The following is a 15,704-nucleotide window of genomic DNA, read 5'->3' on the forward strand; positions in this document are numbered from 1 at the left end:
GTGCTTGTTTCCATGCGGCAGCGAGCACCGCCCGCCGATCGTCGACCGGCGCAGGCCAGGGCGCCCAGTCGCCCCTCGCGGACGGGGGTGAACCACACATGGCCGGAAGGCTGCTGGCGGTCAGCGACCTGCACATCGCCTTCCGCGAGAACCGCACCCTGCTGGAGTCCCTCCGCCCCGGGAGCGACGACGACTGGCTGATCGTCGCCGGGGACGTCGCGGAACGGTTCGCGGATGTCGAACAGGCCCTGCGGCTGCTGAGCGCACGATTCGCCAAAGTGCTCTGGGCCCCCGGCAACCACGAGTTGTGGACCCATCCCGCAGATCCGGTGACCCTGCGCGGCGACCGCCGCTACCGGCGGCTGGTGGAGATGTGCCGCGGCCTCGGTGTCGCCACACCCGAGGACCCCTACCCGGTGTGGCACGGCGCGGGTGGACCGGTCACCGTGGCGCCGCTGTTCCTCCTCTACGACTACACCTTCCGCGCCCCGGGAACGGCGACCAAGGAGGAGTCGCTGCGCCGCGCGCACGAGGCCGGCGTGGTGTGCACGGACGAGTACCTGCTGCATCCCGACCCCTATCCGACCCCGGACGCCTGGTGCCGGGCCCGCGCGGAGTGGACCCGACGGCGACTCGAAGCCCTCGCACCCGGGGAGCGGACGGTACTGGTCAACCACTGGCCGCTGGTCCGGGAACCCACCAGGATCCTGCGCCATCCGGAGTTCGCCCAGTGGTGCGGCACCGAACTGACCGCGGACTGGCACCGCCGCTTCCGGGCGGCGGCCGTCGTCTACGGCCATCTGCACATCCCCCGTGTCACCTGGCACGACGGAGTCAGATTCGAGGAAGTCTCGGTGGGCTACCCGCGCGAATGGCAGCCCCGTGACCCGCGGGAGCCGCTGCGCCCGGTGCTGCCCGCCGCCGTCCCGCCGCCACCGTCGCCCGCCGCCGTCCCGGCGACCGCTCCGGCCGGGGAGAGCACCTTGCTGCGTGCGCTGCTGCCCGCCTCGGTGGCCACCGCCGAGGCGTTCGACGACCTTCCCGGAGCACCCGCCGACCATCTGCATCCGCGGGAGGCGCAGGTGGTCGACCACGCGGTGCCGCGCAGGCAGCGCGAGTTCGCCACCGTGCGGCACTGCGCCCGGCGGGCCGCGGGCAGCATCGGCGTAGTGCCCGTCCCCCTGCTGCCCGACCGGCGCGGCGCCCCGCAGTGGCCGGAGGGCGTGGTGGGCGCCATGACCCACTGCGAGGGCTACCGGGCCGCCGCCGTGGCCCGCAGCAGGGAAGTCATCGGCGTCGGGATCGACGCCGAACCCAACGAGCCCTGCCCGGCCGGCGTCCTGGACCTCATCTCGCTGGAGCGCGAACGGGAGTGGGTGGCCGCGCACACCCGCGCCGCGCCCGGAGTCCGCTGGGACAGGCTGCTGTTCAGCGCCAAGGAGTCGGTGTTCAAGGTGTGGTATCCCCTCACCCGCCGCGAACTGGACTTCGAGGAGGCGCACATCGAGATCGACCCGGACGACGGGACCTTCACGGCCCGGCTCCTGGTCCCCGGGCCGACGGTCGGCGGCAGGCGCCTGGACGGGTTCACCGGGCGCTGGCTGTGCCGCGACAACCTGCTGATCACCGCGATCACCCTGCCGGCCACCGCGCCCGGACAGGGCGGGCCGGCCCCGGCACCCGCCGCGGCCGACCGCGGCCGGGACACCGAGGGCGTGCCCCGGATCACCGTCCCCTGACGGCCCGTCCGCGGTCGCGGTCAGCGCGCCGCCGCGCCGCGGCCGGCAGGGTCCTCTACCCGGGGAACCGCCGGTTCCCCGCCCGGCCCGGCCGGCTCCGGCACCTCGATCGCGTAGCCGCGCAGCGGCTGGGAGGTGCGCCAACCGCCGCAGCCCAGTTGGAAGCGCAGATCCCAGGTGCCGGGGGCCAGCGCCCGACCGTGGTCGGCCGTGGCCGGATCGACGGTGAACTCCGAATCCCACCGCAGGGTGCACAACTCCCGGCGGTCACGCCCCGCGCCGCGCAGCCGGGCGGCCGCCCGCGCCGCCGCTCCGGCGAGCGCTCCGGGCGCCTTCGCCGCCACCGCCGCCGACACCCGCGCCATCGCCCGCGACAGCCGGGCGGCCCATTCCGTCGGCCCACCCGGACGGTGGGGCTCCTCCACGACGTGCCGGCCGGCCGGCAGGTTCAGCACCGTTCCGCCCTCCCGGTGGCGCAGTTGGCCGCGCACATTGCTGCGCCGCACGGCCTTGGCGAAGTCGGCCCGCTCGGCAGCGGCGGGCAGCGCCGCCACCCGCTCCGGCAGTCGCAGCAGCCGCCCCTCGCCCTCCGGGGCGCGGGCGAAGGCGAGCGGCGCGGTGCCCCGGGTCCGGCCGCGGCGCCGAACCAGACCGGTCGAGCACCGGACGGTGAGCTGCCCGTCCGTCCACCGCGCTGAGGTCACCCGCGGCCGGTGCACGACACCGGCCTCGAACCCCGCCTGTTCCTCCAGCAGCGCGCGGTCCCCGTGCCGGGCGAGGGCGGCGACGATCCGCAGCCGGGTGGGCAGGGCCGCGTCCGTCTCCGGGGGCAGTTCGGCGGCCAGCGCGCCGACGGCCTCGCACCACGCCGCCCTGCGGTCCGCCGGCTGGTCCAGCAGGCGCTTGCCCGCTATCCGGTCGAGTGCCTTCTTCCCGTACCACCTGGCCACCAGCCGGTTCCGCAGCGGGCCCGGCGGCACCCGGGTGTCCGAGGCGTCCAGGACCGCGAGTACCCGCCGGATGCTGTCGATGTAGGAGTACGGCTCGATCTGCGCGTAGCTGACGTTCTGCTTCCCGTCGGCATGGCGCACCCAGTGGTAGCAGGTGTAGTCGTGCACGGTGGCCACCCGGCCGGTGAGGAGATACGCGCGCAGGGTGAACAGGTGGTCCTCCAACCGCACCCTGCCCTCCGCGAACCGCAGTCCGTGTGCGCGCAGGAAGTCCCGGCGGAAGAGCTTGTGCACCGTCATCGAGCTCAGCAGCGCGGGGTCGGTCCGCAGGTCGGCCCCGGTCCGCGGCTGTTCGAACAGGGCGCGCGGTGCCGGCCGGCCGTGTCCGGCCATCCGCCCCACGACGATGTCCGCGCCGGTCTCCCGGGCCCGCGCGTACAGCCGCTCCAGCGCCTCCGGCGCGAGCCGGTCGTCGTCGTCCACGTAGTGCACGAACTCGCCGCGGGCCAGGTCCGTGCCGATGTTGCGGGGGCGACCGGGCCAGCCGGAGTGCGCGGCCCGCACCACGCGGACGGTCGCCTCCGCGCCACGCTTTGCCGTCTCCTCCTCCAGCAGCGCCACGGTGTCGTCGTCGGACGCGTCGTCGACGTAGATGACCTCGAACTCGGAGCGGGGCATCGTCTGCGCCAGGAGCGAGCGCAGCCCGGTCAGTACCGCGTCCCCCGTGTTGTACGTGGGGACGACGACGCTGACCTTGAGGGGCTGTGCGGGGGTATGGGATATCGCGGTGTCCAACTGCGGCCTTCCGTCCGGTCCTGGGCGCCCGCGCTGGTCGGGGCGGTGGTCCGGGCCCGGGTGCCCGCCGGCCGCCGGACCATGCGCCCCGGAGCGCCGCGGCGGGTGCCGGCCCGCGCCCGGCACCGGACGGCACCCGCCTTGCGCCCCCGCCCCCGGACCGGCCGGGGACGACGGGTCACCCCAGGTAGAGCGGCACGCGTTCGGCCGCAGCACCGAGTTCGGCACGCTCGGCCGCGGTCGGGGCCCGGCGGCCGGTACCGATCAGGAGCGCGTCCCGGTCGCCGAGCGAGGCCGGGAACGGGGCACCGGCGATCTCTTCCAGCGCGGCGCGGGATCGGGCCAGGCACTCGGCGGGCGGCCCCGCCACGTGCGGCAGATGGGCGACCAGGTCGAGATGGTGCAGCGTCCACTCCAGGACGTAGGCCGCCAGATAGTCGCCCGCGGTGAGGACCTGGCCACGAGTGCGCACCCGCAGCAGCGGGTCGGCCAGTGCGGCGGCGCGGCCCGCGGCGGAGCCGACGTCGTCGAGGTGGAACGTGAGCAGGTGCGGCTCACGGTACGCCGCGGCCAGCCGGACGACGAGCGCGTCCAGCGGGTCCTCGCCGGTCGGCGGCCCGTCGGCGACCTCCCAGTAGGTCACCGCGTCGGCGGTCGGCTCGCTCCCGGTCGGGGTGGCGAGGGTGATCAGGACGTCCTGCGCGTCGATGACCAGATGGCACACCAGGTCCCGCACGAGCCAGCCGGCGCACCCGGAGGGCTGCGCGAAGTCGGCGTCCGGGAGTGCGGCGACCGCCGTCCGCAGCGCCGTCCACGAGCAGGCGAAGAGGTCCACGTCGGCACGCTAGTGCGGCACACACCCGGCGGACAACCGGATTCGGGGCACCGCCCAGTGCTGTGACCGCGAACGTTCACCGGGTCGGGGCGATGCCCTCGACCGCCGGGCCAGGGGAAATTCCGGCCTGCGAGGTGAGTAATCCTCAGGTCCTCCCTCAACGGGCGCGCCCTCATCCGCAGGGCGGAGACGGTCCGCCGTAGCGGACGAAGCGCGGCTGACGAGTCCAGGGCCGGCATGTCCATCATGACGACAGCGACCGTTCCACTCCCCGGCTCCGCATCTGCGCCTGCCTGGGCTCGCCGCGCCGCCCACGCCATCGCTCTGTGCGCGGTCCCGTCCGGCCTGTGGCGCATCGCCATGGCATCCGGTGTCCATGTGGGCTACAGCGACCAAGTGCTGCGCGACGTCTTCGACATCCCAGGCCGGGGCATCGCTTACGTCGTCGGTCTCTCCGTCCTCGCCGAGCTGGCCGCTCTGCTTCCGCTGCTGCTCGTCAGCAACCGGTGGCGGCCGCTGCACCCCAGGATCCTCGCCCCGCCGGCCTGGACCGCCTCGGGCATCCTGGTCCTGGTGGCACTGTGGCAACTCGCGGTCGCTTTCACCGTCGAGAGCCGGACGTACCTGTCGAGTGATGCAGCACAGACCGTCTGGGGCCTCACTTTCGCCCCGCTGTTCGCCATCCCGGCGCTGATGACTGCGGTGACTTGGTCGTACGCGAGACGGCACCGGGCACTCGGGACAGGCAAAGCGCCTGCCACGACCTTGACATCGGCTACTCCCGTCCCACCGTTTCCCGGCGCCACAAGCGTGGCCGATGACTGAGCTGCCCAGTGATCGTTTCCGGTCACCGCAGCACTAGTTGTATTGCTCTGTGAGGTTGGGGACGCGGCTGGCGGGTGGTTTGCCTGCGAGTGCGGTGTGTCCGCGGTGGTGATTGTAGGTGTGCAGCCACTGCGGGAACGCGTCGCGTCGTTCCTGTTCTGACCGGTAGGGGCGGGCGTAGGCCCATTCGTCGAGCAGGGTGCGGTTGAGGCGTTCGACCTTGCCGTTGGTCTGGGGCCGGTAGGGCCGGGTTCGCTTGTGGGTGATCCCGGCCGCTGCCAGTGTGTCGCGCCAGGTGTGGGACTTGTAGCAGGCGCCGTTGTCGGTCAGGACGCGTTCGACGGTGATGCCGACGCTGGTGAAGTAGGCGTGTGCCCGGGCCCAGAAGCCGGTGGCCGTGTCCTTCTTCTCGTCGGTGTGGATCTCGCTGTAGGCGAGGCGGGAGTGGTCGTCGACGGCGGTGTGGATGTAGCTGTAGCCGGCGTTCTTGCGGGTCTTGCGGCCGGCCTGGCGGCCGAGGACCTTGTGGCCGCCGCCGTCGGGGATGTTGCCCAGTTTCTTGATGTCGACGTGGACGAGCTCGCCGGGATGTTCGCGTTCGTAGCGGCGTATGACGCGGCCGGTCGCACGGTCCAGATGGGTCAGCCGGGCCAGCCCGAACCGCGTCAGCACGCGGTGCACGGTCGAGGGCACGAGGTCCAGCAGGTGCGCGATGCGGGCCGGGCCCCACCGGCGCAGGAGGCGGACCTTGATGATCCTTCGCTCGGTCCGTGTCGGCGTCCGCCGCGGGCTGTGACGGGGACGCGAGGAGCGGTCGGTCATCCCGGCCTCGCCCAGCAGCCGGTAGCGCTCAGCCCACCGCTGAGCCGTGGTCGGCGAGACCTGGAAGCGTTCGGCAGCCCGCCGGAGCGGCCAGCCGTCCTCGACCACGCAACGGGCCAGACGCAGACGTCCGGTCTCGGTCAGGGGTGCATTACGGTGGGGCACGAGGGCCTTTCTGGTCGGTGTAGACGTCGCAATCCACACCGAACCCGGAAGGCCCTCACCCGTTCAAGATCCCTCAGCCGAGACCTGCATCACCCGTCCACAACCTCCCGAGACAGAACAACTAGTGCGCGCTCAGCGGGATCTCGCACCAGACGCGCTTGCCGTTGCCGCGCGGTTCGACGCCCCAGTCGGTGGCCAGCTCCTCGATGAGCATCAGGCCGCGCCCCGAGGTGGACTGCTCGGTGGCGGCCCGGCGGTAGGGGTTGTCCGGCGAGGTGTCGGTGACCGCGATGCGCAGGGCGCGGCTGCCGTTGCGCACCGGCCGGGCCGTGAGGGTGGCGTCGCCCTCGGTGTGCAGCAGCGCGTTGGTGGCCATTTCGCTGGCGAGCAGCTCGGCGGTGTCGGCGAGGGAGTCCAGGGACCAGCGGTGCAGGGCGGTGCGCAGCGCCTGCCGGGCCGCGTGCAGGGACTGCGGGTCGCTGGAGGAGATGGTGACGGCCATCTGCGGCGCGGCCGGGCGCCGGCCCGAGGCACGGCGCAGCAGCAGCAGCGCGACGTCGTCCTCCTCGCCGGTGAAGTCACCCATGGTGCGCAGCAGGTGGTCGGCGAGGTCGTCGGGGCGCACGGGGCCGTGCCGCACCGCCTCCAGGAGTCTCGCGCGCCCCTCGTCCAGGTCGTGGGTGCGGGACTCGATGAGGCCGTCGGTGCACATCACCAGCGAGGAACCGGGCTCGATCAGCGTCTCCGAGAGCGCGTACGGGGGCTGGGCCGAGGGCGCGGCGAGGCCGAGCGGGAGCCCGACGGGGGTGTCGACCCATACGCAGCTCCCGTCGGGGCGGCGCAGGACCGGTTCCGGGTGACCGGCCCGGACGGTCACGGCGACCCCGGTGCCGGGATCGAACAGCACCAGGAGGCAGGTGGCGAACCGGTCGGTGTCCAGTTCGGCGAGGAAGGCCGAGGCGCGGGCCATGACGGTCAGCGGCGGGTGCCCCTCGGCCGCGTAGGCACGCAGCGCGATCCGCAACTGCCCCATGACGGCAGCGGCGGTCACGTCGTGTCCCTGGACGTCGCCCACGACGGCGGCGATCCGGCCGTCCGGCAGCGTGACGGCGTCGTACCAGTCGCCCCCGATTCCACCGCGGGCGCGCGCCGGACGGTAGCGGGTCGCGATGGCCAGGCCGGGGACGTGCGGGATGTGCCCGGGCAGCATCGCCGTCTGGAGCCCGGCGGCCAGCTCGTGCTCCTGGTCGAAGAGCAGGGCCCGTTGGAGGGACTGGGCGATGGTGTTGCTGAGCGCGGTCAGCACCGTGCGCTCGTCGTGGGTGAAGCGGTCCTTGCCCTCGTAGGTGAGGCCCACGGCACCGATGGGGGTGTCGTGCGCGATCAGTGGGAAGTAGACCGCCGCGGTGGCGCGGGGCACCAGGCCCAGGTACTGGCCCAGCCCGGGGTAGCGCCGGGCGAAGTCCGCGCGGCTGGTGACGAAGACCGGCTCCCGGGTGCGGACCGCCTCGGTGAGCGGCAGCGGGGCGCCGATCCGGGCCAGATGGAAGTCGCGGATGATCTCGTCCGGGACGCCGTTGGAGCCCACCAGCCCCATTCGCCCGCCGTCCACCAGACCGAGGGTGATGCTGGCCGCCCCCAGCCGCTGCACCAGCCGGGTGGTGGTGAGGGCCTCGGCGACGTCATCGACGGTGACGGTGGGGGCCAGGGCGTCGTTGACGTGGCCCACGAGGTCGGCCTGCCGCCGCCGGTCGCTCTTGGCCTGCCGCAGTTCCCTCGTCTGATCGACCGCCTGGAGCTCCTGGCTGGCGTCCCGGATGATCCCCACGACCTGCACCGGGCTGCCGGTGTCGTCGCACACGACGGTCGCCTGGGAGTGCGTCCAGCGCAGCGAGCCGTCGGGGTGGCGTACCCGGAAGTAGACGCTGTAGCCCGTCCGGGCCTTCAGCGCGCGGCCGACCTGCGCCTGGACCGCGGGCAGTTCCTGGGGCACCATCCGGTCCGCGATGGTGGCCGGGCGGTCGTCGTACTCCCCCGGCTTGAACCCCAGTACGGCGAGTCCCGCGTCGTCGAACTTCATCTCGCCCGACTGCAGGTCCCAGCAGAAGCTGCCCATGCCGTTGACGGCCAGCGCGACATGGGCGGCGACCGGCGGGTCGTCGCCGTGACCGGCGGGCCCCGTGTTCGGTTCGCGGAAGCGGTGCATCGCTGTCTCCCGATCGCGTGGCCCCAATGCCTGCGCCCCCGCTCAGCGACAGCCGCGGCAGCGCCTGGCGAGGCCACCTCCCCATCATGCGGGGAGCCGACCGGTACCGCGCGTCGAGGGGCGCGGCACTGGCCCGGACGCGTGAGGGCGGGGGCCGGGCGGTGGTCTGCGGGGCGGTCGGGGGCGGTACGGGGCCGGTAGCGGGGGCAGCGGGACAGCCAGGGACCCCGGCGCCGGAGCGCCGGGGTCCCTGGGAGGGTGCCGGATCCGGGTCAGGGCTTTCCGCGGGCCTGCCCGGCGGCCTTCTCGGCGGCGGCCGACTCGGAGTCGTGCGGGCCCGTCGCGAGCCTGCCGCCGGAGCTCTCGATGTGGGCGCGCACGAACCACTGGAACAGCTCCAGCTTGCGCAGATGCTCGATGAGCAGGTCCTGGGTGACCAGGTCGGAGCTGTCGGTCGCCTTGACGGCCTTGCGGTGGTCCTCGATCACGCCGGTGTAGACGACGTCGAGGGCGCCCAGGTGTTCGATGGCCTCGGCGCGTCCGAGCGTGTAGTCCTGCCAGGTCCGCTCGGCGACCAGCACGCCCGGGGTGCCCCAGGGCGAACCGCCCAGGGTCGAGATGCGCTCGGCCGTGTTGTCGATCATCTCGCGGACGGCGTCGACCTGCGGGTCGAGCATTTCGTGGACGGCGATGAAGTGCGGTCCGATCACGTTCCAGTGCACGTGCTTCAGCGTCAGCGCCAGGTCGTTGAGCGCGTGCAGCCGCATGCGCAGCAGTTGGATGACGCTGCCGCCCTCTTCCGTGGACATGCCGGGAACGGTGTAGGACGGGGTCGAGCCCTCGTTGGACGCGTGAGCTGCCACGGTGCGCTCCAATCCTCGGAAGTGGTCGGGAGGGACGGGGCCGGCGAGAGGGGCCGTCCTACTCCCAGCGGGTACGGCTCCACGGAGTGGGCGTACGTGAGCTGTTCCCGTCCCGGGGTTTCCGCCGGAAGCAAGGTCAAACCTTGCCGAACTCTTGTTCGGCCACCTGGCCGCCGGGGTCCGCCGGGGCCCAGCCGGCTTTGGCGGGCGAGACCATCCGTCGAACCCTTCCTGCCTGGGCCGAGCGCTAGCGCGGACGCCGGCACGAGCACCCCGAGGAGGGGCCCGGCGGGTGCCACACCTGCACCGGCGGCGAGGCCGTGCGCAGGTCAGCTCGTGGCCCGCAGCTCGAACCATGTCGTCTTGCCCCGCGGCAGCAGATCCACGCCCCAGCGCTCGGCCAGCGTGTCCACGAGGAAGAGTCCCCGGCCGCTGGTGTCCAGCTCGCCGACCGGCAGCAGGCACGGCAGCCCGCGGGAGGGGTCCCGGACCTCGACGCGGATCCATCCCGACCGCCGCAGCATCCGGATACCGATGGTGTGCGCGCCGGTGTGCCGCACGGCGTTGCCGACCAGCTCGGAGACGAGCAGCACGGTGTACTCCGTGCGCTCCGCCGGGAGGGCCCAGCGCTCCTCCAGCACGGCCTGGGTGAGGCGACGGGCCAGACGAGCCGATTCCGGAAGGTTGGGGAGCGGCACCTCCCGCACGGTCGGGTCGCCCGCTCGCTCGAGAACGGTGCGCACCGGCTCGGCGTCCCACTTCCCCGCTGGGTCTTCCGGAACCCGTTCGGTCACGCTCGCCACATCTCCCTGACCCGCCATGCCTCCATCATGGCGGCAGGGGGATGCCACTGGGGGCGGTTCGCGGGTATCCACCGAGGCGGTACGAGCGCCTCCAGCGCGCCGCGACCGCCGCCACCCGACGCCCCGAAAGCCGACGCATACGCACTGACCTGGGACGACTCAGGATGACAAGCCGTGCGCAACTGATCACAACGCGCCACAGCCCACCCACGAACGAGGGAGGACCGGGCACGCCTGGTTCCCCCACACGGTGGAGTGTTCGGCCTGCGCGACGCTTTACGCCACCCCCAACCACCCCACCCTGTCGTCCTCTTGCCGCGCACCGGAGCGGTCGAGCGCAGCAGCGGCCGGGAGGACGGGCCGCCGGGCCGCCGTCCGGGTGGGCAGCCGGCGGCCGGCCCCACGTGCCGGGACCCGGCCCGGCCGCGGCCCGCTCAGCGGAACCGGGCCTTGCCGGGGCCGTCCTCCACGAAGCTGCGCATGCCGATCTGCCGGTCCTCGGTCGCGAACAGTCCGGCGAACCAGTTCCGTTCGAGCGCCAGGCCGGTCTCGATATCGGCCTCCAGACCGAAGTCGACCGACTCCTTCGCCGCGCGCAGCGCGAGCGCCGGTCCCCGCGCCAGCCGTGCGGCCCAGGCGTGCGCCTGCTCGTACACCTCGGCGTCCGGCACCACGTGGTCGACCAGGCCGATCCGGGCGGCCTCGGCGGCCTTCACCGTCCGCCCGGTGAAGATCAGGTCCTTGGCCTTGGCCGGACCGACCAGCCGGGACAGCCGCTGGGTGCCGCCCGCACCGGGAATCAGCCCCAGCAGGATCTCCGGCTGCCCCAACGCGGCCCCCTCGCCCGCGAACCGGACGTCCGCGCACAGCGCCAGCTCGCAGCCGCCGCCGAGGGCATAGCCGGTGACGGCCGCGGCGACCGGCTTGGGGATGCGTGCCACCGCGGTGAACGCCTCCTGGAGACCGCGGGAGCGCAGGACCATCGCGGAGTGGTCCATCTCGCGCATCTCCTTGATGTCCGCACCGGCCGCGAACACCTTCTCGCCGCCGTAGAGCACCACGGCACGCACGTCCTCGCGACGGGCGGCCTCTTCGGCGAGTTCGCGCAGCAGGTCCTGGGTGGCGATGTCGAGGGCGTTCATCTTCGGCCGGTCGAGCCGGATGGTGCCGACGCCGTCGGCGACCTCGAGGCGCGCGGTGGCGCCGCTGGATTCGTCAGTGGTCATGCCGGGAAGGTTAACGGCCGTTCCGCGCCGCGGACCCGGTGCCGTTCCTCACAGACCGGCCCGCTCCCCGTCGCCCCGGGGGGCCGGGCCGCTGCCGCCGGCACACGCGCGCGGCGAACCGTCCGGGCCACGGCCTGCTACTGCTTCGCCGTCCACTTCTCCCAGGACATGTTCCAGCCGTTGAGACCGTTGTCCGGCTTGATGGTGTCGTCCTGCGAGTTCTCGACCTCGACCACGTCGCCGACCATGGAGTGGCTGAAGAACCAGGCGCCCGGCGTCCCGTTGGCGCCGCCTCCGCGCAGGTCGAACAGGCCCACACAGCCGTGGCTGCTGTTGACCTTGCCGAACTGGGACTTGGCCATCCAGTAGTTGCCGTGGATGAAGGTGCCCGAGGTGCTCAGCCGCATCGCGTGCGGGACGTCCTTGATGTCGTACTCGCCGCCGAACCCCACGGTGTCCCCGTTCATCCGGGTGACCTCGTGCTTCTCGCTGATGACCATCACACCGTTGTAGGTGGGGTTGGCCGGGCGGCCGGAGGAGATGGGGAAGGTCTTGATCTTCTCACCGTCGCGGGTCACGGTCATCGTCTTCTTCTTCGCGTCCACCACGCTGACCTGCTGCCTGCCGACGGTGAACCGCACGGTCTTGCGCTGCGTCCCGTAGACGCCCTCGGCGCCCTCGACGCCGCTGAGATTGAGGTCGACGGCGACCTTCGTCCCGGCCTTCCAGTACTTCTCGGGCCGGAAGTCGAGGCGCTGGTTGCCGAACCAGTGACCCGCCACCTCGACCTCCGGGTCCGCGGTCACGGATATCGCCTTCTCCACGGCCTCCCGGTGGGCCACCGGACGGTTGAAGTTGATCGAGAACGGCATCCCGGCGCCGACCTTGTCGCCGTTCTCCGGCGTGAAATACCCCACGAACGTGTTCTGCGGGACGAACGTGGTGAACGCGGCGTGCTTGGCCGCGGCCCGCCCCTCGGAGTCCTCTGCCACGGCGTCCACCGTGTACTTGGTACCCGCTGCCAGGTGGGTGGCGGGGCGCCACACCGTGCCGCCCTCGGCGAGCTTCCCCTCGACCTTCGTGCCCTTGGTGTCCTGGACGGTCACCTTCGTCAGCTTGCCCTTGGCCGCCTGGACCTCCAGGACACCCGAGGTCTTCACGTCGTCGGCGCCGTCCTCGGGCGCGACGGTCAGCACGGCTTCGGAGGGCCCCTTGGCGGGCTTGTCCCGGTCGCCGTCCCCGCTGTTCGCGCGGGCGTCGGTGCCGCCACCGCCGCCGCAGGTGGTCAACGTGAGCAGCAGCACCACCAGCAGCACGACGAAGCCGACGGCTGAGCCTCCGATGATCCGGGCGCGGCTGTCCCCCCGGATCGCCTTCCACGTGAGCTTCTCCCCGGCCACGGTCTTCAGATCCAAGACGGCCCCATCCCTTGTCCTCACACGGCTTCGCGCACCCGTGTGCGCCCCCGAAAACGCGACATCGCGCCGCCGGCCGTGAACGGCACATGAACGGCGGCGCGCATCCGCATTGTTAGATAACCACACCGCAATGACGGCGAACCGCACTCCGGGGTCACCATTCGGTCGCGTTTTTGGGAAGGCCGGAAGGAGGGGAGCGCCCGGTTCACAGGCTGCGGACGAGAGGAAGGGGACGGCCGGGAGGCGGGACGCCTTCCCGGCCGCGGTCAGTTCAGGGCCGAACCCCGCACCCAGGTCTCCCACGGCATGTTCCAGCCGCCCAGTCCGTTGTCCGCCGCCACGGTCCGGTCGTGCGAACCGCGCACGGTGACCAGGTCGCCGATCAGCGAGCGGTGGAAGAACCGGCCGGCGGGCGACTTGTCGTCCCCACCGCGCTCGTCCTCCAGTCCGACACACCCGTGACTGGTGTTCTTCTTGCCGAACGTGCGCTCGGGTGCCCAGTAGTTGCCGTGCAGGAAGGTGCCGCTACGGGTGAGGCGCATCGCGTGCGGGACGTCCTTGATGTCGTACTCGCCGCCGAAGCCCACGGTGTCGCCGTTCATCCGGGTCTCCTGGAACTTCTCGCTGATGACCATGCGGCCGTTGTACGTCGGGTTCTTCTTCGTGCCCGCCGTGATGTCCAACCGGTCGACCTTCCGGCCGCCCTGCCGCACGGTCAGGGTGCCGCGGTCCACGTCCACGACACTGCGCTGGTCGCGGCCGACGGTGAACGTCACCTGCTTGCGCTGTGTCCCGTAGACGCCGGGCGCTCCGCGGACATCGCGCAGCCGCAGGTCGAGGGTCACCTCGGTGCCGGGCTGCCAATAGGTGCGCGGCCGGAAGTCGAGTCTGTTGCGGCCGAACCAGTGAGGTGCGATCTCCACACGGGGGGTGGAGGTGACGTCGATGGCGCGCTCCACGGCCGCCCGGTCGGCGATGGGCCGGCTGAACTCCAGCGAGACGATCATCGCGGTGCCGACGGTCTGGCCGTCCTCCGGACGGAAGTAGCCCACGAAGCGGTGCGGCGGCACCCGGGTGGAGAAGGTGGCGTGCCGGATCACCCGGTCGCCCTCGCCGTCGACGGCCACCACGTCCAGCTCGTAGGTGCCGGCCAACTCCAGCACCGTGCCCTTGCCGTGCCCGGCTCCGCGTCCGGAGGCGTTCTCCGCGGAGGCGGGCAGCGGACGCCAGCTCCGCCGGTCGGCGGAGAACCGGCCGGCGATGGCGCGCCCGGCGTCCTTGCCCTTGTGCTGCATACGGACGCTGCGCAGCTTCCCTTCCGGGACCGAGACCTCCACCCGGGCGTCGGTGGGCACGTCGCGGGCACCGTCCTCGGGCGTCACCCGGATGGCTCCCCCCGGCGGCTTGGAGTCGTCCACGACGGCGCATCCGGCGGGTGCGGTGCACAGCAGCGCGAACGCCACAGCGGCCGGCACAGCGCGTACCGCCCGCCGTACGCACCCGGCGTGGTGCAACAGCGCCCCGACTCGCCGTGCCGTCCTGCCCCGCTTCATGCCGTCCCCGCTCCTGTGCGTCGCCTGCTGTCGAGGGCTTTCAGCCGCCCGCTCTCACCCGGACGAACGGACCAACGAAGCGCGTGCGGGAGGGACACCGGGCTCACGCGAGTGAACGAGGAATCCCCGGGGCCGCCGAGCCGCCCGGAGCGCGGCGCGCGGGTACCGGCGCCGCGCGAAATCCGTTCGCTCCGGACCGCGCCCTTGGCCACACTGACTGGACGTGACCTCTTCCGGTGCCGCGTCAGCCTCTCTGCGTTCCCGCAACTTCGCCCTGTTCTTCACCGGCCGGGCCGTCGCCAAGCTCGGTGACGCGATGCTGCCCATCGCGCTGTCCGCCGGACTGCTCCAGCACGGCCACGGACCCGGCGCGATCGGGGCGGCGCTGGCCTCGCTGACGGTGTTCCTGGCGGGCTTCGTCATCTTCGGGGGTGTCTTCTGCGACCGGTTCGACACCCGGACGCTGATGATCGGTTCGGATCTGGTGCGGGTGGTCACCCAGGCCGGCATGTCGGCGCTCTTCCTCAGCGGGCACGTCGTGCTGTGGCAGGTGTGCGCGATCGGCGCCGTCAACGGTATCTGCGCGGGCCTGTTCCAGCCGGGTGTCGCCGGCACCATCCCCCGGGTGGCCGATGACGTGCAGGGCGCCAACGGGCTGATCCGCACGGCGGAGTCCCTGGCCATGCTGGTGGGCCCGGCCCTCGCCGGTGCGCTGGTGGGCGGCTTCTCCCCGGGCGGGGTGTTCGCGGCGCACGCCGGGACCTATCTGCTCAGCGCGGTGTGCCTGGCGCTGCTGCGGCTGCCGGCCGCCCGGGGCCGCCCGGCGGAGCGCACCCGCTACCGCGCCGATCTCGCCGAGGGGTGGCGCGAGTTCCGGGCCCGCACCTGGATGTGGAGCGTCATCCTCATCTGGATGGTCTACATGGTCACCGTCTCCGGACCGCTGGTGCCGCTGACCGCCGCCGAGATCATCCCGTCGGAGGGGCCGGGGGTCTACGGGCTCGTCAACTCGGCGCTGGGCGGCGGCACCGCGCTGGGCGGGCTGCTGGCACTGCGCTTCCGGCCCGAACGGCAACTGCGCGCCGGGTCGGTCGCACTGCTCGGGTGCTGCTGCTATCCCGCCGCGGTCGGCCTGGACCTGCCGCCCGCGGCCATGATGGCGGCCGCGGCCGTCTGGGGCGTGGGCGGCGGCGTGTGGAGCGTGATGTGGGCGACCAGCGTGCAGACCCAGGTGCCCGGGCAGATCCTCAACCGCATTCACGCCTACGAGGTGGCCGGCTCACTCGCCATGATGCCCGCGGGCCAGGCGCTGGCCGGCCCGGCGGCGCAGCTGCTCGGAGCCCGGACGGTGCTGCTCGCCGGCGGCGTGATCATGATCGGGATCAGTGCGGCGCTGCTGTCGGTCCCGGCCGTCCGCACGCTGCGCGCGGTCCCCCGCCGGGCCCCGGCCGGCGGGGAGCCGTCCGCGGGGCGCGGCGCGGCGGCCCGCGACGTCAACGTCTGA

General features: G+C 72.8%; 12 protein-coding genes and 1 pseudogene. 4 read left to right on the plus strand and 9 right to left on the minus strand.

Annotation, left to right across the window (positions count from 1 at the left end; genetic code table 11):
- Positions 1–98: 98 nt before the first annotated feature.
- Both P2424_RS23660 and P2424_RS23665 read left to right on the plus strand, forming a co-directional pair.
- Positions 99–917 (plus strand): annotated as a pseudogene (locus P2424_RS23660) (metallophosphoesterase); the annotation flags it as partial.
- Positions 918–1,082: 165 nt separating this feature from the next.
- Complete coding sequence (locus tag P2424_RS23665) at positions 1,083–1,739, plus strand: 4'-phosphopantetheinyl transferase superfamily protein (RefSeq protein ID WP_276479098.1); 657 nt, start codon at positions 1,083–1,085, stop codon at positions 1,737–1,739.
- A gap of 20 nt (positions 1,740–1,759) precedes the next feature.
- On the opposite strand, the gene P2424_RS23670 is transcribed toward P2424_RS23665, so the two are convergent.
- Positions 1,760–3,484 carry a glycosyltransferase family 2 protein gene (locus P2424_RS23670; RefSeq protein WP_276477742.1) on the minus strand — a complete coding sequence of 575 codons (1,725 nt, stop codon included), beginning with the start codon at positions 3,482–3,484 and terminating at the stop codon, positions 1,760–1,762.
- Between the two features lie 178 nt (positions 3,485–3,662).
- Complete coding sequence (locus tag P2424_RS23675) at positions 3,663–4,319, minus strand: maleylpyruvate isomerase N-terminal domain-containing protein (RefSeq protein WP_276477743.1); 657 nt, start codon at positions 4,317–4,319, stop codon at positions 3,663–3,665.
- 237 nt (positions 4,320–4,556) lie between these two features.
- Between P2424_RS23675 and P2424_RS23680 the strand changes: the two genes are divergently transcribed.
- Entirely contained in the window at positions 4,557–5,144 is a 588-nt protein-coding gene (locus tag P2424_RS23680; RefSeq protein ID WP_276477744.1) for a hypothetical protein, read from the plus strand.
- A 33-nt stretch (positions 5,145–5,177) separates the two neighbouring features.
- Here P2424_RS23680 and P2424_RS23685 read toward each other — a convergent pair whose 3' ends face one another.
- The 7 genes from P2424_RS23685 to P2424_RS23715 form a co-directional block, all read right to left on the minus strand.
- Complete coding sequence (locus P2424_RS23685; RefSeq protein WP_276477745.1) at positions 5,178–6,131, minus strand: IS481 family transposase; 954 nt, start codon at positions 6,129–6,131, stop codon at positions 5,178–5,180.
- A gap of 121 nt (positions 6,132–6,252) precedes the next feature.
- Complete coding sequence (locus P2424_RS23690) at positions 6,253–8,337, minus strand: SpoIIE family protein phosphatase (protein ID WP_276477746.1); 2,085 nt, start codon at positions 8,335–8,337, stop codon at positions 6,253–6,255.
- A gap of 272 nt (positions 8,338–8,609) precedes the next feature.
- The gene (locus tag P2424_RS23695) at positions 8,610–9,146 is read right to left on the minus strand and encodes a DNA starvation/stationary phase protection protein (protein WP_276479099.1); all 537 of its coding nucleotides are present in this window, start codon (positions 9,144–9,146) and stop codon (positions 8,610–8,612) included.
- 383 nt (positions 9,147–9,529) lie between these two features.
- The gene (locus tag P2424_RS23700; RefSeq protein WP_276477747.1) at positions 9,530–10,021 is read right to left on the minus strand and encodes an ATP-binding protein; all 492 of its coding nucleotides are present in this window, start codon (positions 10,019–10,021) and stop codon (positions 9,530–9,532) included.
- A gap of 416 nt (positions 10,022–10,437) precedes the next feature.
- Positions 10,438–11,229, minus strand: a complete 792-nt coding sequence (locus P2424_RS23705) for an enoyl-CoA hydratase-related protein (protein WP_276477748.1) — start codon at positions 11,227–11,229, stop codon at positions 10,438–10,440.
- A gap of 137 nt (positions 11,230–11,366) precedes the next feature.
- Positions 11,367–12,644: an Ig-like domain-containing protein gene (locus tag P2424_RS23710; protein WP_276477749.1), complete on the minus strand. Its 1,278-nt coding sequence runs from the start codon at positions 12,642–12,644 to the stop codon at positions 11,367–11,369.
- A 269-nt stretch (positions 12,645–12,913) separates the two neighbouring features.
- Positions 12,914–14,200, minus strand: a complete 1,287-nt coding sequence (locus tag P2424_RS23715; RefSeq protein ID WP_276477750.1) for an Ig-like domain-containing protein — start codon at positions 14,198–14,200, stop codon at positions 12,914–12,916.
- 223 nt (positions 14,201–14,423) lie between these two features.
- On the opposite strand from P2424_RS23715, the gene P2424_RS23720 reads away from it, so the two are divergent.
- Positions 14,424–15,704: an MFS transporter gene (locus P2424_RS23720; RefSeq protein WP_276477751.1), complete on the plus strand. Its 1,281-nt coding sequence runs from the start codon at positions 14,424–14,426 to the stop codon at positions 15,702–15,704.

The sequence above is a fragment of the Streptomyces sp. WMMB303 genome, from assembly GCF_029351045.1.
Taxonomy (GTDB): Bacteria; Actinomycetota; Actinomycetes; order Streptomycetales; family Streptomycetaceae; genus Streptomyces.